Source organism: Streptomyces sp. NPDC002896, assembly GCF_040295225.1.
Lineage (GTDB): Bacteria > Actinomycetota > Actinomycetes > Streptomycetales > Streptomycetaceae > Streptomyces.
In genome coordinates, this window is sequence record NZ_JBEOVA010000018.1 from 154,442 (window position 1) to 174,328 (window position 19,887).

Consider the following 19,887-nt stretch of genomic DNA (forward strand, 5'->3'; position numbering starts at 1 on the left):
TAGTGATCTCCCCGTCCGAGACTGGAGGCCCCGAGACGCCTCCGACCGGCTGCCGGGCCGGAGTGACAGGGACGGACATGGTTGGGACTCCTGCGGAAGAGGGGAGATCGCGTCGATCGTCGACGAGCGTCCAGCTGGGCCCTGGCCAACCCGGCCGAGTACGCGCTGATCTTCGGCAGCCCTGTCCCCGGCTACACCGCCCCGCCGGACACCCTCCCCGCCGCCACCCGGACCCCACGGGCGCTGTTGCAGATCCTCATCGACGGCGTCCGTAGCGGCGCGCTGTCCGACACCGGCCCGGCCGGACTCCCGGACGACGTGCGCGCCGACTTCACCCGCATCCGGGAGGAGCACCTCCCCGACCTGCCCGAGGCACTGATGGCCCGCGGCTTCCTCGGCCGGACCCACCTGTTCGGCGCCGTCAGCTTCGAGGTGTTCGGCCAGTTCGACGAGGTCGTCGAGGCGCGGGATGCCTACTTCGACTTCCAGATGCGCCAGGTGGCCGAGTTGGTCGGGCTGTAGGCCCGTATCACCAGGTCGTCGCGACTGAGCGCAGCGCGGTCCAGGTGTCGCCCTCTCGGGCGTAGTCCATGGTCAGTTGCAGCCGCCAGTCGGCGTGCGTGCCGTAGACCGTCGCGTCGGTGACGATGCGGCCGACAAGGCGGGCCGTGTCGCCCTCGACGTCGATGGTCACGTTCTTCTCGACGACGCCGTGGTAGACGAACCGGCCGGCTCTCATCTGGGACAGCCACTCGGCCTTCGGCTGCTCGTACCCGGTGATGTGGGTGAGGGTGAACTTGTCGTCGAGGAGGTCGTCGAGAACGTCGGTGTCGCCGTCGGTCATCGCATGGAGGTGAGCGCGGTAAGCCGCGATGACCTCCTCGCGAGCGCTCTCGTCGGGTGATGCGTGCATGGTGGCTCCTCCCGTGGTGGTGGTCATTCGGCGGCTTCGCGTCGGGACAGCCGTACTTCCTCGATGTCGAGCTGCCGCTGGACCTGACGCAGCACGGTGTCGTCGATCTCGTGTTCGTCGCGGAGGCGGAGCACGGTGGCGCGTTTGTGGGCGAGGAGGGCCAGGCGCAGGGCGGTGTAGTGCCGGTCGTGGCGCAGGATGTCCTCGTCGTCGGTCTCGCCGCCGCCGGCATGGACGACGAGCAGGTGGGTCTCGTACTCCTGGCGCATGCGTTCGGCGACGGCCAGGTCGGTGCCCAGTTCGCCGGCGACTTCCGGGAGGGCCTTGAGGGCCTCCTCGATGGCGGTCGTCTCGGCGAGGAAGCGCTCCTCCTCGACGGAGGTGTCGCGGGGCAGTTTGGCCCAGCGCACCACGGCCGGCAGCAGCAGCCCCTGCACGACCAGCGTGGTGACGATGACCCCGGACGTGACGAAGACGATCGTGTCGCGGTCGGGGAACGGGGCGCCCGAGTCGAGCGTCGTCGGCACCGACAGGGCCACCGCCAGCGAGACCGCGCCCCTGAAGCCCGCGATCGAAGTGACCACCCGGGCGCGGTAGTTCATACGGCGCAGGCGCTGCTGCGGGCGGCGGTCGAGCAGGCGGATCAGGTACGGGACGGTGAAGTTGAAGGCGAAGCGCGCCGCGACGACCACGGCGGAGACCGCCCCGACGGCGATGAGGGCGTGGGTGAGGTCGGTGCCGTGCAGGCTGCGGACGGCCGCCTGCGCCTCCAGGCCGACGAGGACGAACAGAGAGCCGTTGAGCAGGAAGGTGGCCAGCGACCAGGACTCCTCCGCCTGGCGGCGCATCGCGGCCCCTGCCACGCGTGGCCCGGCCTGGCTCATGATCAGCCCCGCCACGACGGCCGCGAGCACGCCGGAGGCGTGGATCAGCTCGGCGAGCAGGTAGGCGGTGAACGGGGTGAGGATCATGGCCACGTTGCCCAGCAGCGGGTCGTGGAAGAGGCGGCGCACCCTGATCACAAGCCACGCGATCACTGCTCCGGCCGCGGCTCCGCCGACGTAGGAGACGGCGAACAGCCAGGTGACGTGCGGGACGGTGAAGTGCTCCTCGCCGACCGTGATGCCGACGGCCAACCCGTAGACCACCAGCGCGGTGCCGTCGTTGATGAGGCTCTCGGCGCGCAGCAGGGTGACGTTGCGGCGGGGCAGGGCCTTGGCGAGAACGCCGACGGCCGTGGCGTCGGTGGGGGCCACAGCCGCGCCCAGCAGCCAGGCCGGACCCCAGTCCAGGCCCAGCTCATGCGCCACGACCGCCACCGCACCGGCGGTGCCGATGACCAGCAGGGTGCTCATCAGGATGATGCCGCGCAGGTCCCGGCGGATCTCCCGCAAGGAGGTGGTCAGGCTCTCCCAGTACAGCAGCACCGGCAGGAAGATGAGCAGGACGGCCTCCGGCGGCAGCTCCACCTCGCGCAGCGCGGGCACAAAGCCGAGCAGCGCGCCGAAGACGAGCAACACGACGGGCGGGGCGATCCGGAAGCGGTCACCGAGGGCGTTGCCCAGGAGCACCGCCACGCCGAGGACCACGACGAGTTCGAGACCGAGCATGGTGTGTCTCCCGGGCCGTTCAGGAGTCGAGGTCGTCGGCGAAGTGCCGGAAGCCGTACCGGTCCCGGTGGATGCCCCACAGGGTGTCCGCCAGGACGGCCGGGTCCTTGCGGTGGTGGCCGGGGATGATCGCGCCGGGGATGATCAGCTGCGCGACGTGGATGCCCTCGTCCGCGAGGGCATCGTGCAGCAGCCGGGCGTAGGCGCTCTCGGCGGCGAAGGCGATCGAGGTGCCCGCACGGTCGGGGTGCGGGACCACGGCGGTGCCGCCGTTGACGAACAGGACCGTGCCGCGGCCGAGCGCCCGCATGTCGGGCAGTGCCTGCTGTACGGCGGCGACCGGGCCGTAGACGGAGAACTCGACGGGGCCGGCGAGGTCCGCTGCGGTGGTCTCCAGGACCGGCCGCATGAAGCCCCGGTGCGGGACCGGGCTGTACTGAAGGATCTCGATCGGGCCCAGGGTCGCGTGCGCCGCGTCCAGGGCGGCCTGCAGCGCTTTCGGGTCGCGTACGTCGGCGGTGAAGCCACGCGCCGTGACGCCGTCACCCGCGAGGTCGGCGGCCAGGGTGTCCAGCCGGGCCTGGTCACGGGCGATCAGCGCGACGTCGTGGCCCTCGCGGCCGAATCGGCGGGCGACCGCGGCGCCGAGACCTGGTCCGGCTCCGATGACGGCGATCGTGGTCATGATGTGGTCCCGAGGGTGGAGGTGTCGATCACGAAGCGGTAGCGCACGTCGGAGGCGAGGACGCGGTCGTACGCCTCGTTGATCTTCCCGGCCGGGGTGATCTCCACTTCGGCGCCCACACCGTGTGCGGCGCAGAAGTCGAGCATCTCCTGGGTGGTGCGGATGCCGCCGATCTGGGAGCCGGCGAAGGCGCGCTGGTTGCGTACCAGGCTGGAGCGGTTGAGGGAGAACTTCGGGGTGGCGCCGACGATGGCGAGGGTGCCGTTCACCGTGAGCAGGTTCAGGTAGGCGTCGACGTCGAGTTCGGCGCTGACCGTGTTGACGATCAGGTCGAAGGTGCCCGCCAGCTGTTCGAAGGTCGCCGGGTCGCTGGTCGCGTAGTAGTGGTCGGCGCCCAGGCGGAGCCCGTCGTCCTTCTTGGCGAGGGAGCGCGAGAGCACGGTGACTTCGGCGCCCATCGCCTTCGCGATCTTGACGGCCACATGCCCCAGCCCGCCGAGGCCGATGACACCGACCTTCTTGCCGGGTCCTGCGCCCCAGCGCTTCAGCGGCGAGTACGTCGTGACGCCGGCGCACAGCAGCGGGGCCGCCTCGTCCAGGCCGATGCCCTCGGGGATGCGCAGGACGAAGTCCTGGTCGACGACGACGTGGGTGGCGTAGCCGCCCTGGGTGAGGGTGCCGTCCCGGTCGATCGAGCCGTACGTGAGGATCGTGCCGTTGGTGCAGTACTGTTCCTCGCCCTGGCGGCACGGACCGCACTCCCCGCAGGAGTTGACCATGCAGCCGACGCCGACCCGGTCGCCGACGGCGTACGTCGTCACCTCCGGGCCGACCTCCGCGACCACACCCGCGATCTCGTGGCCCGGGACGACCGGGTAGTCTTTCTCGCCCCAGTCGCCGCGCACCCAGTGGATGTCGGTGTGGCAGATCCCGCAGTACTTGATGTCGATGAGCACGTCACGAGGGCCGAGGTCACGACGCTCGACCGTGGTCGGGGCGAGGGGCTCGGTGGGGGACGTGGCGGCGTAGGCGCTTGCGGTCAGCATGTTCCGTCTCCGGTTCGTGAGGCTGTCGGTCGGTAGGGCGACAATCGGGCCGCGGAACCCCGTGCGGGGGCGTTCCGGGAGGAACCGCCCGCGCACGGGGGTGCTCTCAGGACGTGGCCGTGGGTCAGGCCAGCGTCGTCGTGTCGATCACGAAGCGGTACCGCACGTCGGAGGCCAGGACTCGGTCGTACGCCTCATTGATCTTCTCTGCCGGAATGACCTCGACCTCGGCGCCGATGCCGTGCTCGTCGCAGAAGTCCAGCATCTCCTGGGTCTCCGGAAGGCCGCCGATCAGCGAACCGGCGAAGGATCGTCCCTTCATCAGCAGGGAGAACACGTGCAGCGACAGCGGCTCGGCCGGGGCGCCGACGTTGACCAGGGCGCCGTCCACGGCCAGCAGACCGAGGTAGGCGTCGAGGTCGAGCTTGGCGCTGACCGTGTTGACGATCAGGTCGAAGGTGCCGGCCAGCTTCTCGAAGGTCTCGGGGTCGCTGGTCGCGTAGTAGTGGTCGGCGCCCAGGCGCAGGCCGTCGTCCATCTTCTTCAGCGACTGCGACAGCACGGTGACCTCGGCCCCCATCGCATGGGCGAACTTGACCGCCATGTGGCCGAGCCCGCCAAGGCCGATGACGGCGACCTTCTTGCCCGGGCCTGCGCCCCAGTGCCGCAGCGGCGAGTACGTCGTGATGCCCGCGCACAGCAGCGGCGCGACCTGGGCGAGGTCGACGTTCCGGGGCAGCTTCAGGACGAAGTCCTGGTCCACGGTGATGTGGGTGGAGTAGCCGCCCTGGGTCAGCCGGCCATCCTTGTCGACGGAACCGAAGGTCAGGGTGCCACCGCCCTGGACGCAGTACTGCTCCCGGCCCGCACGGCAGTTGACGCACTCGCGGCAGGAGTCGACCAGGCAGCCGACGCCGGCCCGGTCGCCGACGTCGAACTTGGTGACCTCGGAGCCCACCGCGGTGACGATGCCGGCGATCTCGTGGCCGGGCACCACCGGGTAGGTCTGCTCGCCCCACTCGCTGCGCGCGTGGTGGATGTCGGAGTGGCAGATGCCGCAGTACTTGATCTCGATCAGGACGTCGCGCGGGCCGACCTCGCGTCGCTCGATCGTCGTCGGGCTGAGCGGTTCGGTCGCGGACGTGGCGGCGTAGGCGTTGACGGTGTGCACAGTGTCTCCAGTACGTGGGATTGCTTGGTTCTCAGGCCCGAGGCAACAGGCGCATCGTCGTGGAGCTCGCCTCGGGGCTGGTGATGGCCTTGATGATGTGGTCGGCGTAGTGGCCGTACTTGGCGCGGTAGGCGGCGTCGACGGCGTCGTTGATCTCCTCGTCGGCGTCGACGATCGTCACGTCCTTCATCACACCGCCGGCCTGGATACGGCCCTCCTGGCGGGCCCGGGTGCCGCGGTACCAGTCGGAGCCGGGGCCGTTCACGGAACGGACGTAGATGCCGTCGCCGACGCGGACCACCCAGATCGTCCGCCGGCTGCCCAGCTCGCCGCTGCGCCGCACGGACGCGATCCGCAGCTCCTCCGCGTGTTCGATCCTGTCGAGTTCGTCGTCCGCCCAGGCGTTCGTGGTGGTCATGGTTGGGTCTCTTTCTCGGGGTCTTTCGAGGACGCGGGCGTGGTGGCCCGGGAGCGGGCCTCAGCAGCAGGCTCGTGACCGTGGTCGCGAGGACCAGCAGCGCGGCGATCAGCAGGCGCCCTGTGCGCGGCCGCAACGGCGCCGTGCCGGGCTGAGGTGAGGAAGGAGGACACGGGGAGATCTCCTGCGTACGGAAAATGGTTCGGTGGAACGAGGCGGCTCGGCTGCCACGGACGGCTCTGTCGACCTGGGATCCAGCCTGCGGGCTCGGCGAGCGAAGTGGCAGGCCGCGTTATGCCGGGGAGTGGCATTCGGGGGTGTGACAGGGCCCCTCACCGCGCATCAGCGCAGCTCATGGCCCCATCACGCCCGGCCTGCCACACTGGGCGCATGGCACGCGAGCGGCAGAACGGCAACGGCGGCAGCGGACTGGGGACCTTTCTGCGCGCACACCGCGCGCAGGTGACCCCCGAGCAGGCCGGGCTGCCGACCGGCCCCGGGCTGCGGCGCACCCCTGGGCTACGCCGGGAGGAGCTCGCCACGCTGGCCGGGGTCAGCGTCGACTACTACGTCCGCCTGGAGCGCGGCAAGGAGACCAACCCCAGCCCCTCCGTCGTCGACGCCCTCGCCAAGGCCCTGCAACTGCACCCGGCCGAACACGAGCACCTGCGCGACCTCGCCGCCCGGGCCGCAGGCAGCTCCGCTCCGGAGCCGGCCTCCCCGCCCGACCGGACCGTACGACCCGGAGTCGAACTGCTGCTGGCGAGCCTGCGCCCCCTCCCTGCGTACGTGATCAGCCGCACCATGGACATCCTCGCCTGCAACCCGAGCGGCCTTCGGCTGTTCGCCGGGATGGCGGACTGGCCGGCGAAGAAGCGCAACGTGGTGCGCTACGTCTTCCTCCACCCCGCAGCGACCGAGCTGTTCGACGACTGGGACGAGCAGATCCGTGCCTGCGTCGGCCGTCTGCGCGCCCTCGCCGGCATCGAACCGGACGCCCCCGACCTGGCCCAACTCGTCGACGAGCTACTGAAGAAGAGCCCGGAGTTCACCGACCTGTGGGAGCGCTACGACGTGCGGTGGCACACCCACGGCCACAAGACCTTCCACCACCCGGAGGTCGGCGACCTCACCCCCGGCTACCAGTCCATGCAACTCGAAGGCACCCCGGGGCAACGGTTCGTGGCGTACTTCGCCGAGCCCGGCACCCCCGACCACGACAAACTCGTCCTGCTCGACATGGCAGCCGCCGATGCCCGACAGGGGCAACCGTCAGCGACGCCCGAATGAATCCAACCGGATGGTCTCCGGGTCCGGTCCGCTGCGCAGCCCCGTGTCCAGGGCGTCGACGGCGGCCACCTCCTCGGGGGTCAGCGCGAAGTCGAAGACAGCGAAGTTCTCCGCGATGCGGTGCGCCTTGACCGACTTCGGGATCGCGCACAGTCCGTGCTGGAGGTGCCAGCGCAGGACGACCTGGGCCGCCGTCTTGCCGTATTTCGCGGCAAGTTCGGTGACGGCCGGCTCCTGAAGGACGCTTCGGCCTCCGTTGGGGGCGTGCGGCCAGTACTGGGTGATGCCGCCGATCGGCGACCAGGACTGGGTGACGATGCCGAGCCGGTCGTGCAGCTCGCGCAGCTCCCGCTGGATGAAGTACGGGTGCAGCTCGACCTGGTTGACCGCCGGGACGACGTCCGTGCGGTCCATCAGGGTGCGCAGCAGTCCGGGAGTGTGGTTGGAGACGCCGATCGCCCGGACCCGGCCGTCGGCCAGCAGCTTCTCGGCGGCCTTGTAAGCGGCCACCCAGGGCTCGGGCTCCAGCGGCACCGGCTGATGAAGAAGGTAGAGGTCGAGATACTCCAGGCCCAGCCTGTCCAAGCTCGCGTCGAAAGCGCGCAGGGCGGAGTCGTAGCCGTAGTCGCTCAGCCACAGCTTGGTCGTGACGAAGACCTCATCGCGGTCCACGCCGGAACGCTTGAGGCCCTCGCCGACCTGCTCCTCGTTGCGGTACGCGGCAGCGGTGTCGATCAGGCGGTAGCCGTCCCGGAGAGCGGTCTCGACCGCGGCGGCGGTCTCCTCCGGAGGGCTCTGGTAGACGCCGAGACCCAGGGCAGGCATCTCGACACTGTTGTTCAGCTTCAGCACAGTGCTCGTTCCGCTCATGGAAATTCCTTGTGGGACAACTCGATTCACGGCTGGACGAGGACCTTCAGCGCCTCGCGGTCGGCCATGGCGCGGTAACCGGCCGGAACGTCGTCCAGGCCGACGGTGCGGTCGAAGACGCGGCCCGGCTCGATCCGGCCCTCCAAGACGTCGGGCAGGAGTTCCTCGATGTAGGCGCGGGCCGGGGCGACCCCGCCGGTGAGGGTGATGTTGTTCATGAACTCCGGGAAACCGAGCGGGACTTCGCCGTACTGCGGCGCACCGACCCGGCTGATCGTGCCGCCCGCGCGCACCGCGCCGATCGACATCTGCAGCGCGGGCAAGGTCCCGACGCACTCCAGCACCGTGTGGGTACCGTCACCGCCGGTCAACTCCCGTACACGCTCGATGCCTTCCTCGCCGCGCTCGGGGACGACATCGGTGGCGCCGAAGTCGCGGCCCAGGTCGGTGCGGTCCTTGTGCCGGCCCATCAGGATGATCCGCTCGGCGCCGAGTCGCTTGGCGGCCAGCACGGCGGACAGGCCGACCGCGCCGTCCCCGACGACCGTGACGGTCGTGCGGGCGTTGACACCGGCGGTCACCGCACAGTGGTGGCCCGTGCAGAGCACGTCCGACAGGGTCAGCAGCGAGGGCAGCAGGGCGGAATCTTCGGTGACGGGCAGCTTGACCAGGGTCCCCTGGGCCTGCGGCACGCGCACCGCCTCGCCCTGGCCGCCGTCGATGCCGTTCGCCGCCCACAGCCCGCCGTGGCGGCAGGAGGTGTGCAGGCCCTCACGGCAGAAGTCGCAGGTGTTGTCGGACCAGACGAACGGCGCCACCACCAGGTCACCGCGCTTCAGCCCGGACACCTCAGAGCCGATGTCCTCCACCATGCCGAGGAACTCGTGGCCCATGCGCTCACCGTGCTCCGCCGACGGCATGGAGCCATAGGGCCACAGGTCGCTACCGCAGATACAGGATCGCAGTACGCGCACGACGGCGTCGGCGGGCTGCTGGATCTTCGGGTCGGGGACGTCCTCGACGCGGACGTCACCGGCGCCGTACATCAGCGTTGCTCGCATGAGATTTCCTCCGGTGGGGGGTGATCAGTAGTAACGGCCGCCAGTGGGCGTGGGCAGCGCGTCCAGAGCGGCGAGGTCCTCGGCCCTCAGCTCGACGTCGGCCGCACCGGCGTTGTCCAGCAGGTACTTCGGCGTCTTGGTGCCGGGGATGGGGACGACGTACTCACCCTGGGCCAGCACCCAGGCCAGCGCCACCTGGGCCGGGGTGGCACCGATCTGCTCGGCGATCTCCTTGACCTTGTCGGCGAGGGCGAGGTTCTGCCGCAGCGCGTCCTGCTGGAAGCGGGCCAGGCCACGGCGGAAGTCGTCCTGCGGCAGGTCTTCGAAAGACGCGAACCGGCCGGTGAGGAAGCCCTTGCCGAGGGGCGAGTACGGCACGAAGGCGATGCCCTGCTCCTGGCAGTACGGCAGCACCTCCCGCATCCAGTCCCGCGTCCACAGCGAGAGCTCCGACTGCACGGCCGTGACGGGGTGAACGGACTGGGCCCGCTTGATCTGCTCGACGGTGACCTCGGACAGGCCGATCGCGCGCGCCTTACCCGCGGCCACGGCCTCAGCCAGGGCACCGACGCTTTCCTCGACAGGCACGTCCGGGTCGACGCGGTGGAGGTAGTACAGGTCGACGTGGTCGGTGCCCAGCCGCTTGAGGCTGTCGTCGAGGGAGCGGCGGATGTGATCGGGGCGGCCGTTGTCGCCGCGTACGGGGTTGCCCTGTTCGTCGTAGGTGAGGGCGCCGGCCTTGGTCGCCAGCACGGCCCGGTCCCGGTGCCCGCCGGCCAGGGCCCGGCCGAGCAACTCCTCGTTGGTGAACGGACCGTAGACGTCGGCGGTGTCCAGCAGGGTCATCCCCAGGTCGAGCGCCTGGTGGATCACCGAGATCAGGGTCTCGTCGTCGCGAGGGGTGGCCAGGTCGTAGCCGAAGCTCATGCCCATGCAGCCCAGGCCGATGACGCCGACCTCGGGGCCGTCGGGTCCGAGGGTGGTGGTCCGCATGAAGTCGTGCCTTCCGGTGTGGGGGGTGAAGCCGTGCTTTCCGGTGAGGGTTCAGTGAGCGCGGGTGCGCGGGGCGGTGTACTGCTCGTCGGTGACCTTCTCCAGCCAGGCCGTCTCCGGGCTGCCGTCGCCGCGGCCCTCCCACAGGGCGAGGTGCTCCATGAAGGCGTCGGGGGCGGCGCCGTGCCAGTGCTCCTCCCCCGGCGGGGTGTAGATCGTGTCGCCGGGCCGGGCCTCGATGACCGTGCCGTCACGGCCGCCGATCAGGGCGATCCCGGAGACGATGTGCAGGGTCTGGCCGAGGGTGTGGGAGTGCCAGTCTGTGCGGGCACAGGGCGCGAACCGTACGAGATTGAGTCGGGCGCGGGACGGCTCCTGACCGGCGTAGACGACGTCCCACCACACGTCACCGGTGAACCAGTCGGCCGGCGCCTTGCTGGTGGGCTGCCTCTTGAGGATTTCCACGGTGCTGTTCCTTGCTGCGGTCGATCGGTCAGTCGGTGGCGCGGGTCTGCGCCTCGGCGATGTCCTTGAGCTGGGTGACGGCGCTCATGGCGGTGGGCCATCCGGCGTAGAACGCCATGGGGTGAGGGCCTCGACCAGCTCGTCCCTGGTCATCCCGTTGTCGAGCGCGCGCCGGAGGTGGGAGCCCAGCTGCTCGGGGTTCCGTCGACTCCAACCCTCCACCGTGAGCAGTCAGGGTGGCAGGCCGCGTTGTGCCGGGGAGTGCCGTTCGGGGGAATGACAGGGCCCCCCAGACGCCTCCCGCGCAGGTCACGGCGCATCCACACTGGAATGCATGACACGTGAGGAGACCAGCGGCGGTACCGAGCTCGGGCGCTTCCTCCGCGCCCGGCGCGCTCGGGTGACCCCCGCCGAGGCCGGGCTCGCGGTCGGCTCCGGGGTGCGGCGCACGCCCGGGCTGCGCCGCGAGGAACTGGCCACCCTGGCCGGGATCAGCATCGACTACTACACCCGCCTGGAGCGCGGCAAGGAGACCCGCCCCAGCCCGTCCGTCGTCGACTCCCTGGCCCGCGCGCTCAAGCTGGAGGAGGACGAGCACGAGCACCTGCGCAGCCTGGCTGCCCTCGCCGCCCGCAGCGCGCCCGAGCCGCCGAACGCACCTTCCCGTACGGTCCGGCCCGGTGTGAAGCTGCTGCTGGAGGCCCTGCGGCCGAGCCCGGCCCGCGTCGTCAGCCGCACCACCGACGTACTGGCGTACAACCCGGGCGGCCTGCGGCTGCTCGCCGGTATCGAGGACTGGCCGACCAAGCAGCGCAACATCGCCCGCTACGTCTTCCTCCATCCCACCGCCCGCGAGCTGTTCCACGACTGGGACAACCAGGTCCGCGGCTGCGTGGCCCGGCTGCGGGCCCTGGCCGGCACCGATCCCGACGCGCCAGACCTAGCTCAGCTCGCCGGTGAACTCCTGCTCAAGAGCCCGGAGTTCGCCCGCCTGTGGGAGCGCTACGACGTCAGGGGCAACTCCTACGGCCGCAAGACTTTCCACCACCCCGACGTGGGTGACCTCACCCTCGGCTACCAATCCATGGACCTGGAGGGCACCCCCGGCCACCGGCTGGTGGTGTACTACGCCGAGCCGGGCACTCCCGAGCACGACGCCCTGGTCCTGCTCGACATGGCCGCGCATGAGCACGACTGGGCCCACGCAGGCATGCAAGGGACCCCTGCCCAGGACGACGCCGCCTCGCCGTCGTCCTGACCAACCCATCAACTGGTGCGGCTGCCGCCTATCCCAGTGCCGGTCGGCCTGATCGGCAGAAATGCCGCCCGTCTCCTCCTGGAGCGGATCGCCGACCGTCGCCGGCCGTCGGTCCAGGTCAGGCTCTCCCCCACGCTCGTGCCGCGCCGGACCACGGCCCGACCTGCGGAGTAGGCCGACAAGGCCGATCTATTCGCTGGACGTTGACCTCCACAGTGGAAGGCCGCAATACCGCCCGCCTGAGATGCGGGATCGGGACCTGGCGTCCAACCTGGACGGAGACGCGAAGGTGCTTGCACCCCGATTCCGAAGACGGCTGGAATTCGTGATGGACGAGCAGCAGAACCTGCAGAAGCTGTACGAGGAGGCCCGTGCCGAGGGCGGGCAGCTTGTGGTCTGGGCCGGGGGTGACGCCAAGTCGCAGTCGCTGATGTATACCCAGGCGTTCCAGAAGGAGTTCCCCGATATCGACATCAGTGCCGTCGTGCAGCTGAGCAAGTACCACGACACGGTCGTGGACTTCGAGTTGCTCCACGACCGTCTCACTCCGGACGTGGTGCATCTGCAGTCGCTGCACGACTACACGTACTGGAAGCAGCAGGGCGTCCTGGAGCGGTTCCGTCCGATGGGCCTGGAGCACGTGCCGGAGCGTTTCGTGGACCCGGACGGCTTCTACGTCCCGATGTTCGTGTTCGCGTTCTCCAATGTGTACGACTCGCGGGTGGTCCCGGACGAGGAGGCGCCGATCGAGGCCGGGGACTACCTCGACCCCCGCTGGAAGGGCCGGATCGTCCTGACGTACCCGCATGACGACGACGCGGTGCTGTACCAGTTCGACCAGTTGGTGGCGCAGTTCGGCTGGAGCTGGCTGGAGCAGCTCCTCACCCAGGACGTGCTGTGGGTTCGCGGCACCCAGACACCGGTGGTGATGGTGGGGGCAGGCGAGAAGGCCGTCTCCTTCACCTCCTACAGCACGCTGGTGGACCAGCCCGGCAATCCGGTGCGCTTCCGCATTCCCGAGCGCACCTTCTTCCAGTCCTGGTACCAGACCGGAGCGCTGTTCAAGGCCTCCCGCCACAAGGCCGCCGGACGCCTCTATCTGAGCTGGTGGCTCTCCGCCCAGCAGCAGGCACGTGTGTTCCAGTGGCCCGCCCGGGAGGACGTACCCGTGCCCGACGGCTTCCGGCACGTCCGCTGGTACGACAACACCTCGCCGTGGGGCTTCTGGGAGTTCATGCACGACCGTGCCCGCGTCGAGCGCCTCAAGGGGATCTTCGAGAACTACATCGGACCCGTCCAGGGCCCCGACCCGAACACCCTCGACATGTGACCTGAACAGCGACGGCAGAAAATCGCCGCGCGACCGTCGCCGAGGCCGCCTGCTGCGAGATTCATGCCGGTCACCCTTTCAGTCCGCCGGCAAGAAGGTCAGCTCGCCAGAATCGTTGCAGGACAAGGACGAGGACGACGAGCGGGATGATGGCGACGGCGGAGCCCATGATGACGAGCGGGTAAAGGTCGGTGTCACCGGCACCCTTTGACAAGAACGTGTACAAGCCGAGGGTGATCGGGTATTTGTCCTGGTCGGAGAGCATGACGAACGGCAGCAGGAAGTTGTTCCAGATGCTCACGAACTGCAGCAGGAAGACGGTCACGAGCCCTTGCGTCATCATGGGCAAGACGATGGAACCGAAGATGCGCAGTTCGCTGGCTCCGTCCAGCCGTGCCGCTTCGAGTGTGCTCTCCGGGATCGAGGCGGCTGCGAAGACGCGGCACAGGAAGATGCCGAACGGGTTGATGATGACGGGAAGCAGCACCGACCAGTAGGTGCCCGCAAGCCCGATCCTGGCCATGAGGAGGTACTGCGGGACTGCCAGGACGATCCCGGGAACGAGCACACCGGCGAGAATTACCGAGAAGAGCGCTTCGCGGCCGCGGAATTGGAACTTCGCGAGAGCGTACCCGGCCATGGCGGAGACCATGGTTGACGCTATGGCTCCGACGCCGGCGTAGAGAACCGAATTGAGCGACCACTGCCAGAACTGGCCTCCGCCGTAGCGGCTGAGGTTGGCGAGATTGTCGAAAAGCCCTGTTCCCGGAGCGAACGAGAATGTGGTGAACAGTTCGCGGGGCGTCTTCGATGCGGCGATGACGACCCAGGCCACGGGAGTCAGACAGTACAGGGCGCCCAGCACAAGGACGGTCAGTGCCAGGCGAGGCTGCCGGGTCCTCGGCCTGCTCTTGCGGAACTGACGGTCCCCTGTGCGCTCGGAGTGGCGGAGGGCGTCAACGGTCGCGGTCACGAATTGTCTCCGAAGGCTCGGTGTTGGAAGAAGCGCAGCAGGAGCAACGAGACAACGAGAATTCCCAGAGCCAGGACGACGGAGGCGGCAGCGGCCCCACCGAGGTTGTCGTTCATGAAGGCCTCCTGGTAGATCTTCATCAGGGGCACCCAGGTGGAGGAAACGGTCGTGGTGATCGGCCGCAGGGTCGCCGGCTCGCTGTACAGCTGGAGGGTCCCGATGACGGAGAACAGCCCGGTGAGGACAAGGGCCGGGGCCACAAGCGGAATCTTGATTCTCACCGCGATCTGCAGTTCGCTGGCGCCGTCGATTCTGGCCGCCTCGTAGATGGAGGTCGGGATCGCCCGCAGCGAGGTATAGATGATGACCATGTTGAACCCGACTCCGGACCACAGGGCGATGTTCGCCAGGGAGAAGTAGAGAGCGGGGTAGCTGAAGAAGTCGAGCGGACCGGTGTGAAGTCGTTCGGCGATGTAGTTGAGTGGGCTGGTGCTGGGGAGGTAAAAGAAGCCCCAGAGGAGACTGGCGATCACACCCGGGACGGCGTAGGGGAGGAAAATCGCCGTGCGGGCGAAGCTGCGTGCCCTGACCCGCGGGGTGTCGAGCAGGAGCGCAAACATCAGCGCGAGGCCCAGGACGCTGGGGATGGCGATGACGCCGTACACGAGTACACGCCCGAGACCGGCCAGGTACTCATGATCGGTGAACACGGCCTGGTAGTTGTCGAATCCGATGAAGGTCTCGACCCGCCGGCCGAAGCCCCCACCGCCCTCGATGCGGTAGCCGCGGAAGCTGAGGTAGATCGCGTAGCCGATCGGAACGACCAGGAACAGAGCGAAGAGGCCGAGGGCAGGTGCGGCAAACAGCCACGGTGTGAGGGACGTTCGGTTCCGGGTGCGGTGCCTGATCGGCGGATCACTGACGGGCACGGATGTCGAGACGGCATTGGCTGGCATGAGACGTCCTGGATTCGTTCGACGAGCCGGGAATGGGCGGGGTGTTCCTGGCCCGCCTTCTATCCCGTGACGGTGTAGCCCGACTTCTTGAGGTCGGCGACCACGGCCTGCTGCGTCGCTTTGTAGACGCTGCGGAATGAGGTCTTCTTGAGCGCGGCAGTGTTCAGCGCATCACTGAAGGCACTCTGGGCGACGTTCACATTGGGGCCCCATGTGACCGGGATGGTGGTGTCCTTGATGACCTTGTCGGCGACCTGGTAGAAGTCCTTCTGCTGAGGCATCAGTTTGGGGGGCTCGTGGGTCAGGGTCGCCTTTCGGCCGGCGTCGCCTCCGGGGTAGATGTCAAGGTCGAGCAGGAGCTTGGACCCTTCCGCGGACGCACCCAGCCATGCAGCGAATTCCGCGGCTTCCTTCGCATGCTTGGACTTCGCTGGAACGAGGTAGGCGGATCCTCCCTGGAAGGGCACTGCGGCTTCGCCTGGAGTCCACTGCGGCAGGGGCGCCGATTCCCACTTTCCTACCGTTTCCGGCGCGACCGAATAAATCACGCTCGGCGCCCACGCTGCCGCAGCCCAACTGAGGATCTTCCCGTCGTTGACCTGGGCGTTCCACTCGGGAGTGAGCAGCGGCTCGACCTTCACGAGGTCCCGGTCGACGAGATCCTGCCAGAAGTCCGCAGTCTTGAGCGACTCTTCGCTGTCGATGCCGACTTTCCACGACTTCCCATCGTTGCTCCACCATTGCGCACCGGCCTGGGCTGCTTGCGCGGCGAAGAACTCGAACTGGGAAGCGGAGAAGCTGGCAATGTAGGCGTTCGGGTCCTTCTTGTGGATCTGCTCAGCAGCGTTTGCGTACTCGGCCCAGGTGGTGGGGACTTTGACGCCGTACTTGTCGAACAGGTCCTTGCGGTAGGTGAACATCATCGGCCCGATGTCCTGCGGGACACCGTAGACCTGCTTGTTGAAAGTCGTCAGGGCCCAGATGTTCGGATCGACATCGTTCTTGGCGCCCGAGACGTCCTTGGTGATGTCCTTGACGGCTCCGGCCACCACCAGGGAAGGCAGCGCCCGGTATTCGAGCTGTACGACGTCCGGCGCGTCGTCGGCCTTGTCCGCAGCTAGCAGCTTGGAGGAGGTCTCGGCTGTGCCCCCCACCTCCGAGAGCTTGATGGTGACGTCGGGGTGCTCCTGGTGGTACCTGTCCACGATGGCCTTTGCCGCCGGATCTCCGCCCTTGAGCGTGTAGGTCCAGAACTCCAGCGTGACCTTGCCGCCGCCCGCAGATGTGTCCGATGACGAGCAGGCGAGGAGCGATGCCGCGAGGACGGCTGTCAAAGCGCCGATGGCCGGCACCCTCCCGGCGGAGCGAAGCTGCCGGTTCCAGCGTGATCGAGAGGGGCGGAGGGGCGAAGCGGTCATGTCACGTCTCCTTCGACGTGTGGTGCGTACCGGCACGGCGCCGGTCGTCAGTGCGTCGAGGACTAACCTGATGTTAACGTTGTCATGTGTCAAGCCCCTTCACCTGCAACCCCGACCACCACCCCCGGAGTGCCTCCCGTGCCCACCTTCACGAACCCCGTCCTGGCCGGCAGCTACCCGGATCCGTCGGTCTGCCGGGTCGGAGAGGACTTCTACCTGGTCACCTCGTCGTTCGCGTACTACCCCGGCATTCCTGTCTTCCATAGCCGCGACCTGGTGCACTGGCGCCAGTTGACTCACGTGCTGAATCGGCCGCAACAGCTTTCCCTGCGAGGCTTTGACACCTCGGACGGCATCTGGGCGCCCACCATTCGCCACCACAACGGCACCTTCTACGTGGTGTCCACCATTGCGAAGCAACGCGGGGGGAGCGTCACTTTCGTCGCCACGGCGAATGACCCAGCCGGCCCGTGGTCGGATCCGGTCCCGCTGGAGGCGGAAGGAATCGACCCGTCGCTCTTCTTCGACGACGACGGGCGCTGCTGGTTCACAGGATGCCGGGACACGGTTCCTTCGGTCGCGGGCGCCCCCGGTCAGCTCTGGATGCGCCAACTGGACCTGGCCAGCCTGACGTTGGTGGGCCCGACCCATGTCCTGTGGCATGGCGCCATGCGGGGCGCGTGGGTGGAGGCACCGCACATCTACAAACGCGACGGCGTGTACTACCTGATCGCAGCGGAGGGGGGCACAGAAAACAACCACTCCGTGACAGCCGCGCGGGCTGATGCCGTGACCGGCCCCTACGTGACCGACCCAAGGAACCCGCTCCTGACACACCGTCATCGCGGTGCAAACGAACCGATTCAGAACGTCGGCCACGCCGACCTCGTCGACACCATCGACGGAGAGACCTGGGCCCTGACCTTGGGCGTGCGGCCCATCAACGGCTCGCACACGCTCGGCCGCGAGGTGTTCCTCGTCCCGGTCGAGTGGACGGCGAACGGACCGGTCTTCGCCCCCGAGTCAGGTTGCGTGCGGCTCTCGGAGCGGTTGCCGTCCATAGCAGATCCCCAGAGCTCGAAGGAATGCGCTGAGGTGACCAGGCGGGTTCATTTCGGCGAGGCCGCCCTTGGCCTGGAATGGAACAGCCTGCGGGGCCCCGCCGATGCCTTCCTCAGACCAGCACCCGGTGGAACAGGACTTGACTTCAGCCTGTCGCCCGAACCGCTCACCTCCAAGCAGACCCCAGCCTTCATCGGCCGACGCCAACAGCACATCCGATTCTCCAGCCGAGTGAGCATCAGCTTTGCGGCAGCGGATCCGTCGGAGGAAGCCGGGCTGGCTGTCGTTCAAAGCCAAGACCGGCACGCCACCCTGGCCCTTAGCGTCGACGCCTCCGGTACAGCGCAGGTCGTCCTGAAGGCATGGGAGACGGAAGACAGGTGCATCCGCGTCACGCGGGTACCCGTCGCGGGCAGCGACATGCTGCTCGCCGTCGAGGGCGACGAAACGGGTTACACGTTCCGGTTCAAGGCCCATGGGGCATCGGAATGGACCCATGTGGCGAGCATCGAACGCTCCTTCTTCAGTACTGAAAGCGCGGGCGGGTTCGTAGGCGTCTATGTCGGCCTCTACGGGACCAGTAACGGACAGGCCAGCGACAATCTCGCGCGCATCCACTGGTTCGAGTACGGACAGACGCCGGAACTCCTGCAGCCAACCCCGCCGAACGCCGCAGCCGAGCCGCTCCAAGTGACAGGTTAGGAACCCGCCCGAGGTGCCGCAGTGCTACGCCGAACAACGAGTTCGGGAGCAATGCGCTCACGTGCCGCCGGCTCACTACGGAGCATCCGCAAAAGGAGTTCGATGGAACTCCTTCCAAGGGTGACGAAGTCCTGGCGGATTGTCGTCAGTGCAGGAACCAGATACCCGGCCCCGGCGATGTCGTCGAACCCGACGAGCGAGACGTCATCAGGCACTTTGACTCCCAGTTCGGCGAAAGCTGCCAGAACTCCCATCGCCATCTGGTCATTACCGGCGAAGATGGCTGTAGGCGAGCCCTTCCGTCGGGCAAAGAGGTCGTTGGCCAGGCGGAACCCGCTCTCACCGGTGAAATCTCCCTCGAGCAGGTCGCCGTCGGCTCCCGCCGTGGCCTCGAGCTCAGCTCTCCACCCTTCGACGCGTGCTCGCGCGTCGAAGGTACGGAGTGCTCCGGTGAGATGGATGATCCGGCGGTGTCCGAGCTGGAGGAGATGCCGAACGGCGAGGCGTGCGCCCAACTCCTGATCGAGTTCGACGAAACTCAGGCCCGGGTTGGGCACGCTCCCGGACATGACAACGGTCATCGGGACGCCGGCGACGATGCCGGTAAGAGCCTCCACGGCGACGGGCCGGTCGGCGATGACGGCAATGGCCTCAACCGACTGATCGGTAAGACGCCGCAGCGTCTCCGTGAGATCGGAGGTGCTGCCCCCCTGCCAGCTGGCGAGGTTCACCCAGTAACCGGCTTGCTTTGCTGCCGTCTCGACACCGAGCAGAATCCGCGGCAGCTCAAAGAGCTCGGACCCCGCGATCACCACGCCGATCGTCGACGATCGGCGTGTCTTGAGCGCCCTCGCCACGCTGTTTCGACGGTAGCCGAGTTTTTCTATAGCAGCCTCTACTCGGGCGCGGGTCTCTGGACGCACAGAGGGATGACCGTTCAGAACACGGGAAACGGTTATGTGCGACACACCGGCCTCGCGCGCCACATCCACCATTCCCGGTGCCCGGTTCATGTCTTCTGGTTCTCCATCCTCACTGCGGCACCATCGCTTGCGGTGCTAACTCGATGTTGCCACACACGGCAGCTGCGATTGCCGCTTGGCTTTCGCCGGTGAAGGTGTGATGAATGCCTCCGAGCCCGTACCTCGAGGACCGACTCGCATAGGTTGGCCATCTGGGCCGCGTTTGGGAAATTCGCTGGTGCCCACCAGCTGGTGCCGCCACGGTGCCGGGTGTTGACGCGCTCAGCAGCGAGCCTTTTCCAGTCTGGTGTTCGTGCTGGTCAGGACTCGGTGGCTGGGTGCGCAGCCGGGATGCCCCCGGATACCTGACTGCGTTCTCATGAAGTCAGGTTGAAAGGGGCTCGCCGTGTGGGGACAGCCTGCCGTCCGAGGGGCGGCAGGCCGTCGAGTTAGGTCGGTCAGCAGAGGTTCGGGGTCCCGAGGTTCCCCGGGGGCGGGTCAGGCGGCGGAGCGCTCTTCGGGCAGGCGGCGGCGCAGCGCGGCCTGCTGGATGGCGGGCGGGTCGTAGGCCATGTCGAGCGTCTCTGATCAGCTAAGCGATCCCATGTAAGAAGCCGTTGTCTTTCCGAGAGTGACGGCTGTGTTTCTGCTGGTCAGACATAGTTCCGCTGTCGTGCGGCAGTGATGGCATGTTGTGTTGTCTC

General features: G+C 68.0%; 21 protein-coding genes. 6 read left to right on the forward strand and 15 right to left on the reverse strand.

Annotation, left to right across the window (positions count from 1 at the left end; genetic code table 11):
• Positions 1–81: 81 nt before the first annotated feature.
• Complete coding sequence (locus ABT009_RS29850) at positions 82–522, forward strand: TetR-like C-terminal domain-containing protein (RefSeq protein ID WP_351301638.1); 441 nt, start codon at positions 82–84, stop codon at positions 520–522.
• Between the two features lie 7 nt (positions 523–529).
• Here the strand turns inward: ABT009_RS29850 and ABT009_RS29855 are convergent, their stop codons facing one another.
• The 6 genes from ABT009_RS29855 to ABT009_RS29880 all read right to left on the reverse strand — a co-directional run bounded on the left by ABT009_RS29855 (position 530) and on the right by ABT009_RS29880 (position 5,843).
• Positions 530–913 (reverse strand): nuclear transport factor 2 family protein, encoded by a 384-nt coding sequence (locus ABT009_RS29855; protein WP_351301641.1) that lies wholly within the window; start codon positions 911–913, stop codon positions 530–532.
• A 23-nt stretch (positions 914–936) separates the two neighbouring features.
• Positions 937–2,523: a Na+/H+ antiporter gene (locus ABT009_RS29860; RefSeq protein WP_351301644.1), complete on the reverse strand. Its 1,587-nt coding sequence runs from the start codon at positions 2,521–2,523 to the stop codon at positions 937–939.
• Positions 2,524–2,542: 19 nt separating this feature from the next.
• The gene (locus ABT009_RS29865) at positions 2,543–3,208 is read right to left on the reverse strand and encodes an SDR family NAD(P)-dependent oxidoreductase (RefSeq protein WP_351301647.1); all 666 of its coding nucleotides are present in this window, start codon (positions 3,206–3,208) and stop codon (positions 2,543–2,545) included.
• A complete protein-coding gene (locus ABT009_RS29870; protein ID WP_351301649.1) occupies positions 3,205–4,254 on the reverse strand; it encodes an NAD(P)-dependent alcohol dehydrogenase in 1,050 nt (349 codons plus the stop codon). Before ABT009_RS29870 ends, ABT009_RS29865 begins: the two co-directional genes overlap by 4 nt.
• Before the next feature lie 124 nt (positions 4,255–4,378).
• The gene (locus ABT009_RS29875) at positions 4,379–5,425 is read right to left on the reverse strand and encodes an NAD(P)-dependent alcohol dehydrogenase (RefSeq protein WP_351301652.1); all 1,047 of its coding nucleotides are present in this window, start codon (positions 5,423–5,425) and stop codon (positions 4,379–4,381) included.
• A gap of 31 nt (positions 5,426–5,456) precedes the next feature.
• Complete coding sequence (locus ABT009_RS29880) at positions 5,457–5,843, reverse strand: DUF2255 family protein (RefSeq protein WP_351301654.1); 387 nt, start codon at positions 5,841–5,843, stop codon at positions 5,457–5,459.
• 390 nt (positions 5,844–6,233) lie between these two features.
• On the opposite strand from ABT009_RS29880, the gene ABT009_RS29885 reads away from it, so the two are divergent.
• Complete coding sequence (locus ABT009_RS29885; RefSeq protein WP_351301657.1) at positions 6,234–7,133, forward strand: helix-turn-helix domain-containing protein; 900 nt, start codon at positions 6,234–6,236, stop codon at positions 7,131–7,133.
• On the opposite strand, the gene ABT009_RS29890 is transcribed toward ABT009_RS29885, so the two are convergent.
• The 5 genes from ABT009_RS29890 to ABT009_RS29910 all read right to left on the reverse strand — a co-directional run bounded on the left by ABT009_RS29890 (position 7,116) and on the right by ABT009_RS29910 (position 10,744).
• Complete coding sequence (locus ABT009_RS29890) at positions 7,116–8,003, reverse strand: aldo/keto reductase (protein ID WP_351301660.1); 888 nt, start codon at positions 8,001–8,003, stop codon at positions 7,116–7,118. The two genes, ABT009_RS29885 and ABT009_RS29890, sit on opposite strands and share 18 nt — an antisense overlap.
• A gap of 26 nt (positions 8,004–8,029) precedes the next feature.
• Complete coding sequence (locus tag ABT009_RS29895) at positions 8,030–9,064, reverse strand: zinc-dependent alcohol dehydrogenase family protein (protein ID WP_351301662.1); 1,035 nt, start codon at positions 9,062–9,064, stop codon at positions 8,030–8,032.
• 24 nt (positions 9,065–9,088) lie between these two features.
• A complete protein-coding gene (locus ABT009_RS29900; RefSeq protein ID WP_351301665.1) occupies positions 9,089–10,057 on the reverse strand; it encodes an aldo/keto reductase in 969 nt (322 codons plus the stop codon).
• 51 nt (positions 10,058–10,108) lie between these two features.
• Positions 10,109–10,522 carry a (R)-mandelonitrile lyase gene (locus tag ABT009_RS29905; protein ID WP_351301668.1) on the reverse strand — a complete coding sequence of 138 codons (414 nt, stop codon included), beginning with the start codon at positions 10,520–10,522 and terminating at the stop codon, positions 10,109–10,111.
• 84 nt (positions 10,523–10,606) lie between these two features.
• Positions 10,607–10,744 carry a carboxymuconolactone decarboxylase family protein gene (locus ABT009_RS29910; RefSeq protein ID WP_502989985.1) on the reverse strand — a complete coding sequence of 46 codons (138 nt, stop codon included), beginning with the start codon at positions 10,742–10,744 and terminating at the stop codon, positions 10,607–10,609.
• Between the two features lie 112 nt (positions 10,745–10,856).
• On the opposite strand from ABT009_RS29910, the gene ABT009_RS29915 reads away from it, so the two are divergent.
• The 3 genes from ABT009_RS29915 (at position 10,857) to ABT009_RS29925 (ending at position 13,110) form a co-directional block, all read left to right on the forward strand.
• Positions 10,857–11,780, forward strand: a complete 924-nt coding sequence (locus tag ABT009_RS29915; protein ID WP_351301671.1) for a helix-turn-helix transcriptional regulator — start codon at positions 10,857–10,859, stop codon at positions 11,778–11,780.
• 36 nt (positions 11,781–11,816) lie between these two features.
• Entirely contained in the window at positions 11,817–11,954 is a 138-nt protein-coding gene (locus ABT009_RS29920; protein ID WP_351301703.1) for a substrate-binding domain-containing protein, read from the forward strand.
• 154 nt (positions 11,955–12,108) lie between these two features.
• Positions 12,109–13,110: an ABC transporter substrate-binding protein gene (locus tag ABT009_RS29925; protein WP_351301673.1), complete on the forward strand. Its 1,002-nt coding sequence runs from the start codon at positions 12,109–12,111 to the stop codon at positions 13,108–13,110.
• Positions 13,111–13,180: 70 nt separating this feature from the next.
• On the opposite strand, the gene ABT009_RS29930 is transcribed toward ABT009_RS29925, so the two are convergent.
• The 3 genes from ABT009_RS29930 to ABT009_RS29940 form a co-directional block, all read right to left on the reverse strand.
• On the reverse strand, positions 13,181–13,993 hold the full coding sequence (locus ABT009_RS29930) for a carbohydrate ABC transporter permease (RefSeq protein WP_351301706.1): 813 nt from the start codon (positions 13,991–13,993) through the stop codon (positions 13,181–13,183).
• An 86-nt stretch (positions 13,994–14,079) separates the two neighbouring features.
• The gene (locus ABT009_RS29935) at positions 14,080–15,039 is read right to left on the reverse strand and encodes a carbohydrate ABC transporter permease (protein ID WP_351301676.1); all 960 of its coding nucleotides are present in this window, start codon (positions 15,037–15,039) and stop codon (positions 14,080–14,082) included.
• A 59-nt stretch (positions 15,040–15,098) separates the two neighbouring features.
• The gene (locus tag ABT009_RS29940; protein WP_351301679.1) at positions 15,099–16,457 is read right to left on the reverse strand and encodes an ABC transporter substrate-binding protein; all 1,359 of its coding nucleotides are present in this window, start codon (positions 16,455–16,457) and stop codon (positions 15,099–15,101) included.
• 138 nt (positions 16,458–16,595) lie between these two features.
• Here ABT009_RS29940 and ABT009_RS29945 point away from each other — a divergent pair, with 138 nt between their 5' ends.
• A complete protein-coding gene (locus tag ABT009_RS29945; RefSeq protein ID WP_351301682.1) occupies positions 16,596–18,221 on the forward strand; it encodes a glycoside hydrolase family 43 protein in 1,626 nt (541 codons plus the stop codon).
• Here ABT009_RS29945 and ABT009_RS29950 read toward each other — a convergent pair.
• The gene (locus ABT009_RS29950; protein WP_351301685.1) at positions 18,218–19,234 is read right to left on the reverse strand and encodes a LacI family DNA-binding transcriptional regulator; all 1,017 of its coding nucleotides are present in this window, start codon (positions 19,232–19,234) and stop codon (positions 18,218–18,220) included. The two genes, ABT009_RS29945 and ABT009_RS29950, sit on opposite strands and share 4 nt — an antisense overlap.
• Between the last annotated feature and the right edge of the window lie 653 nt (positions 19,235–19,887).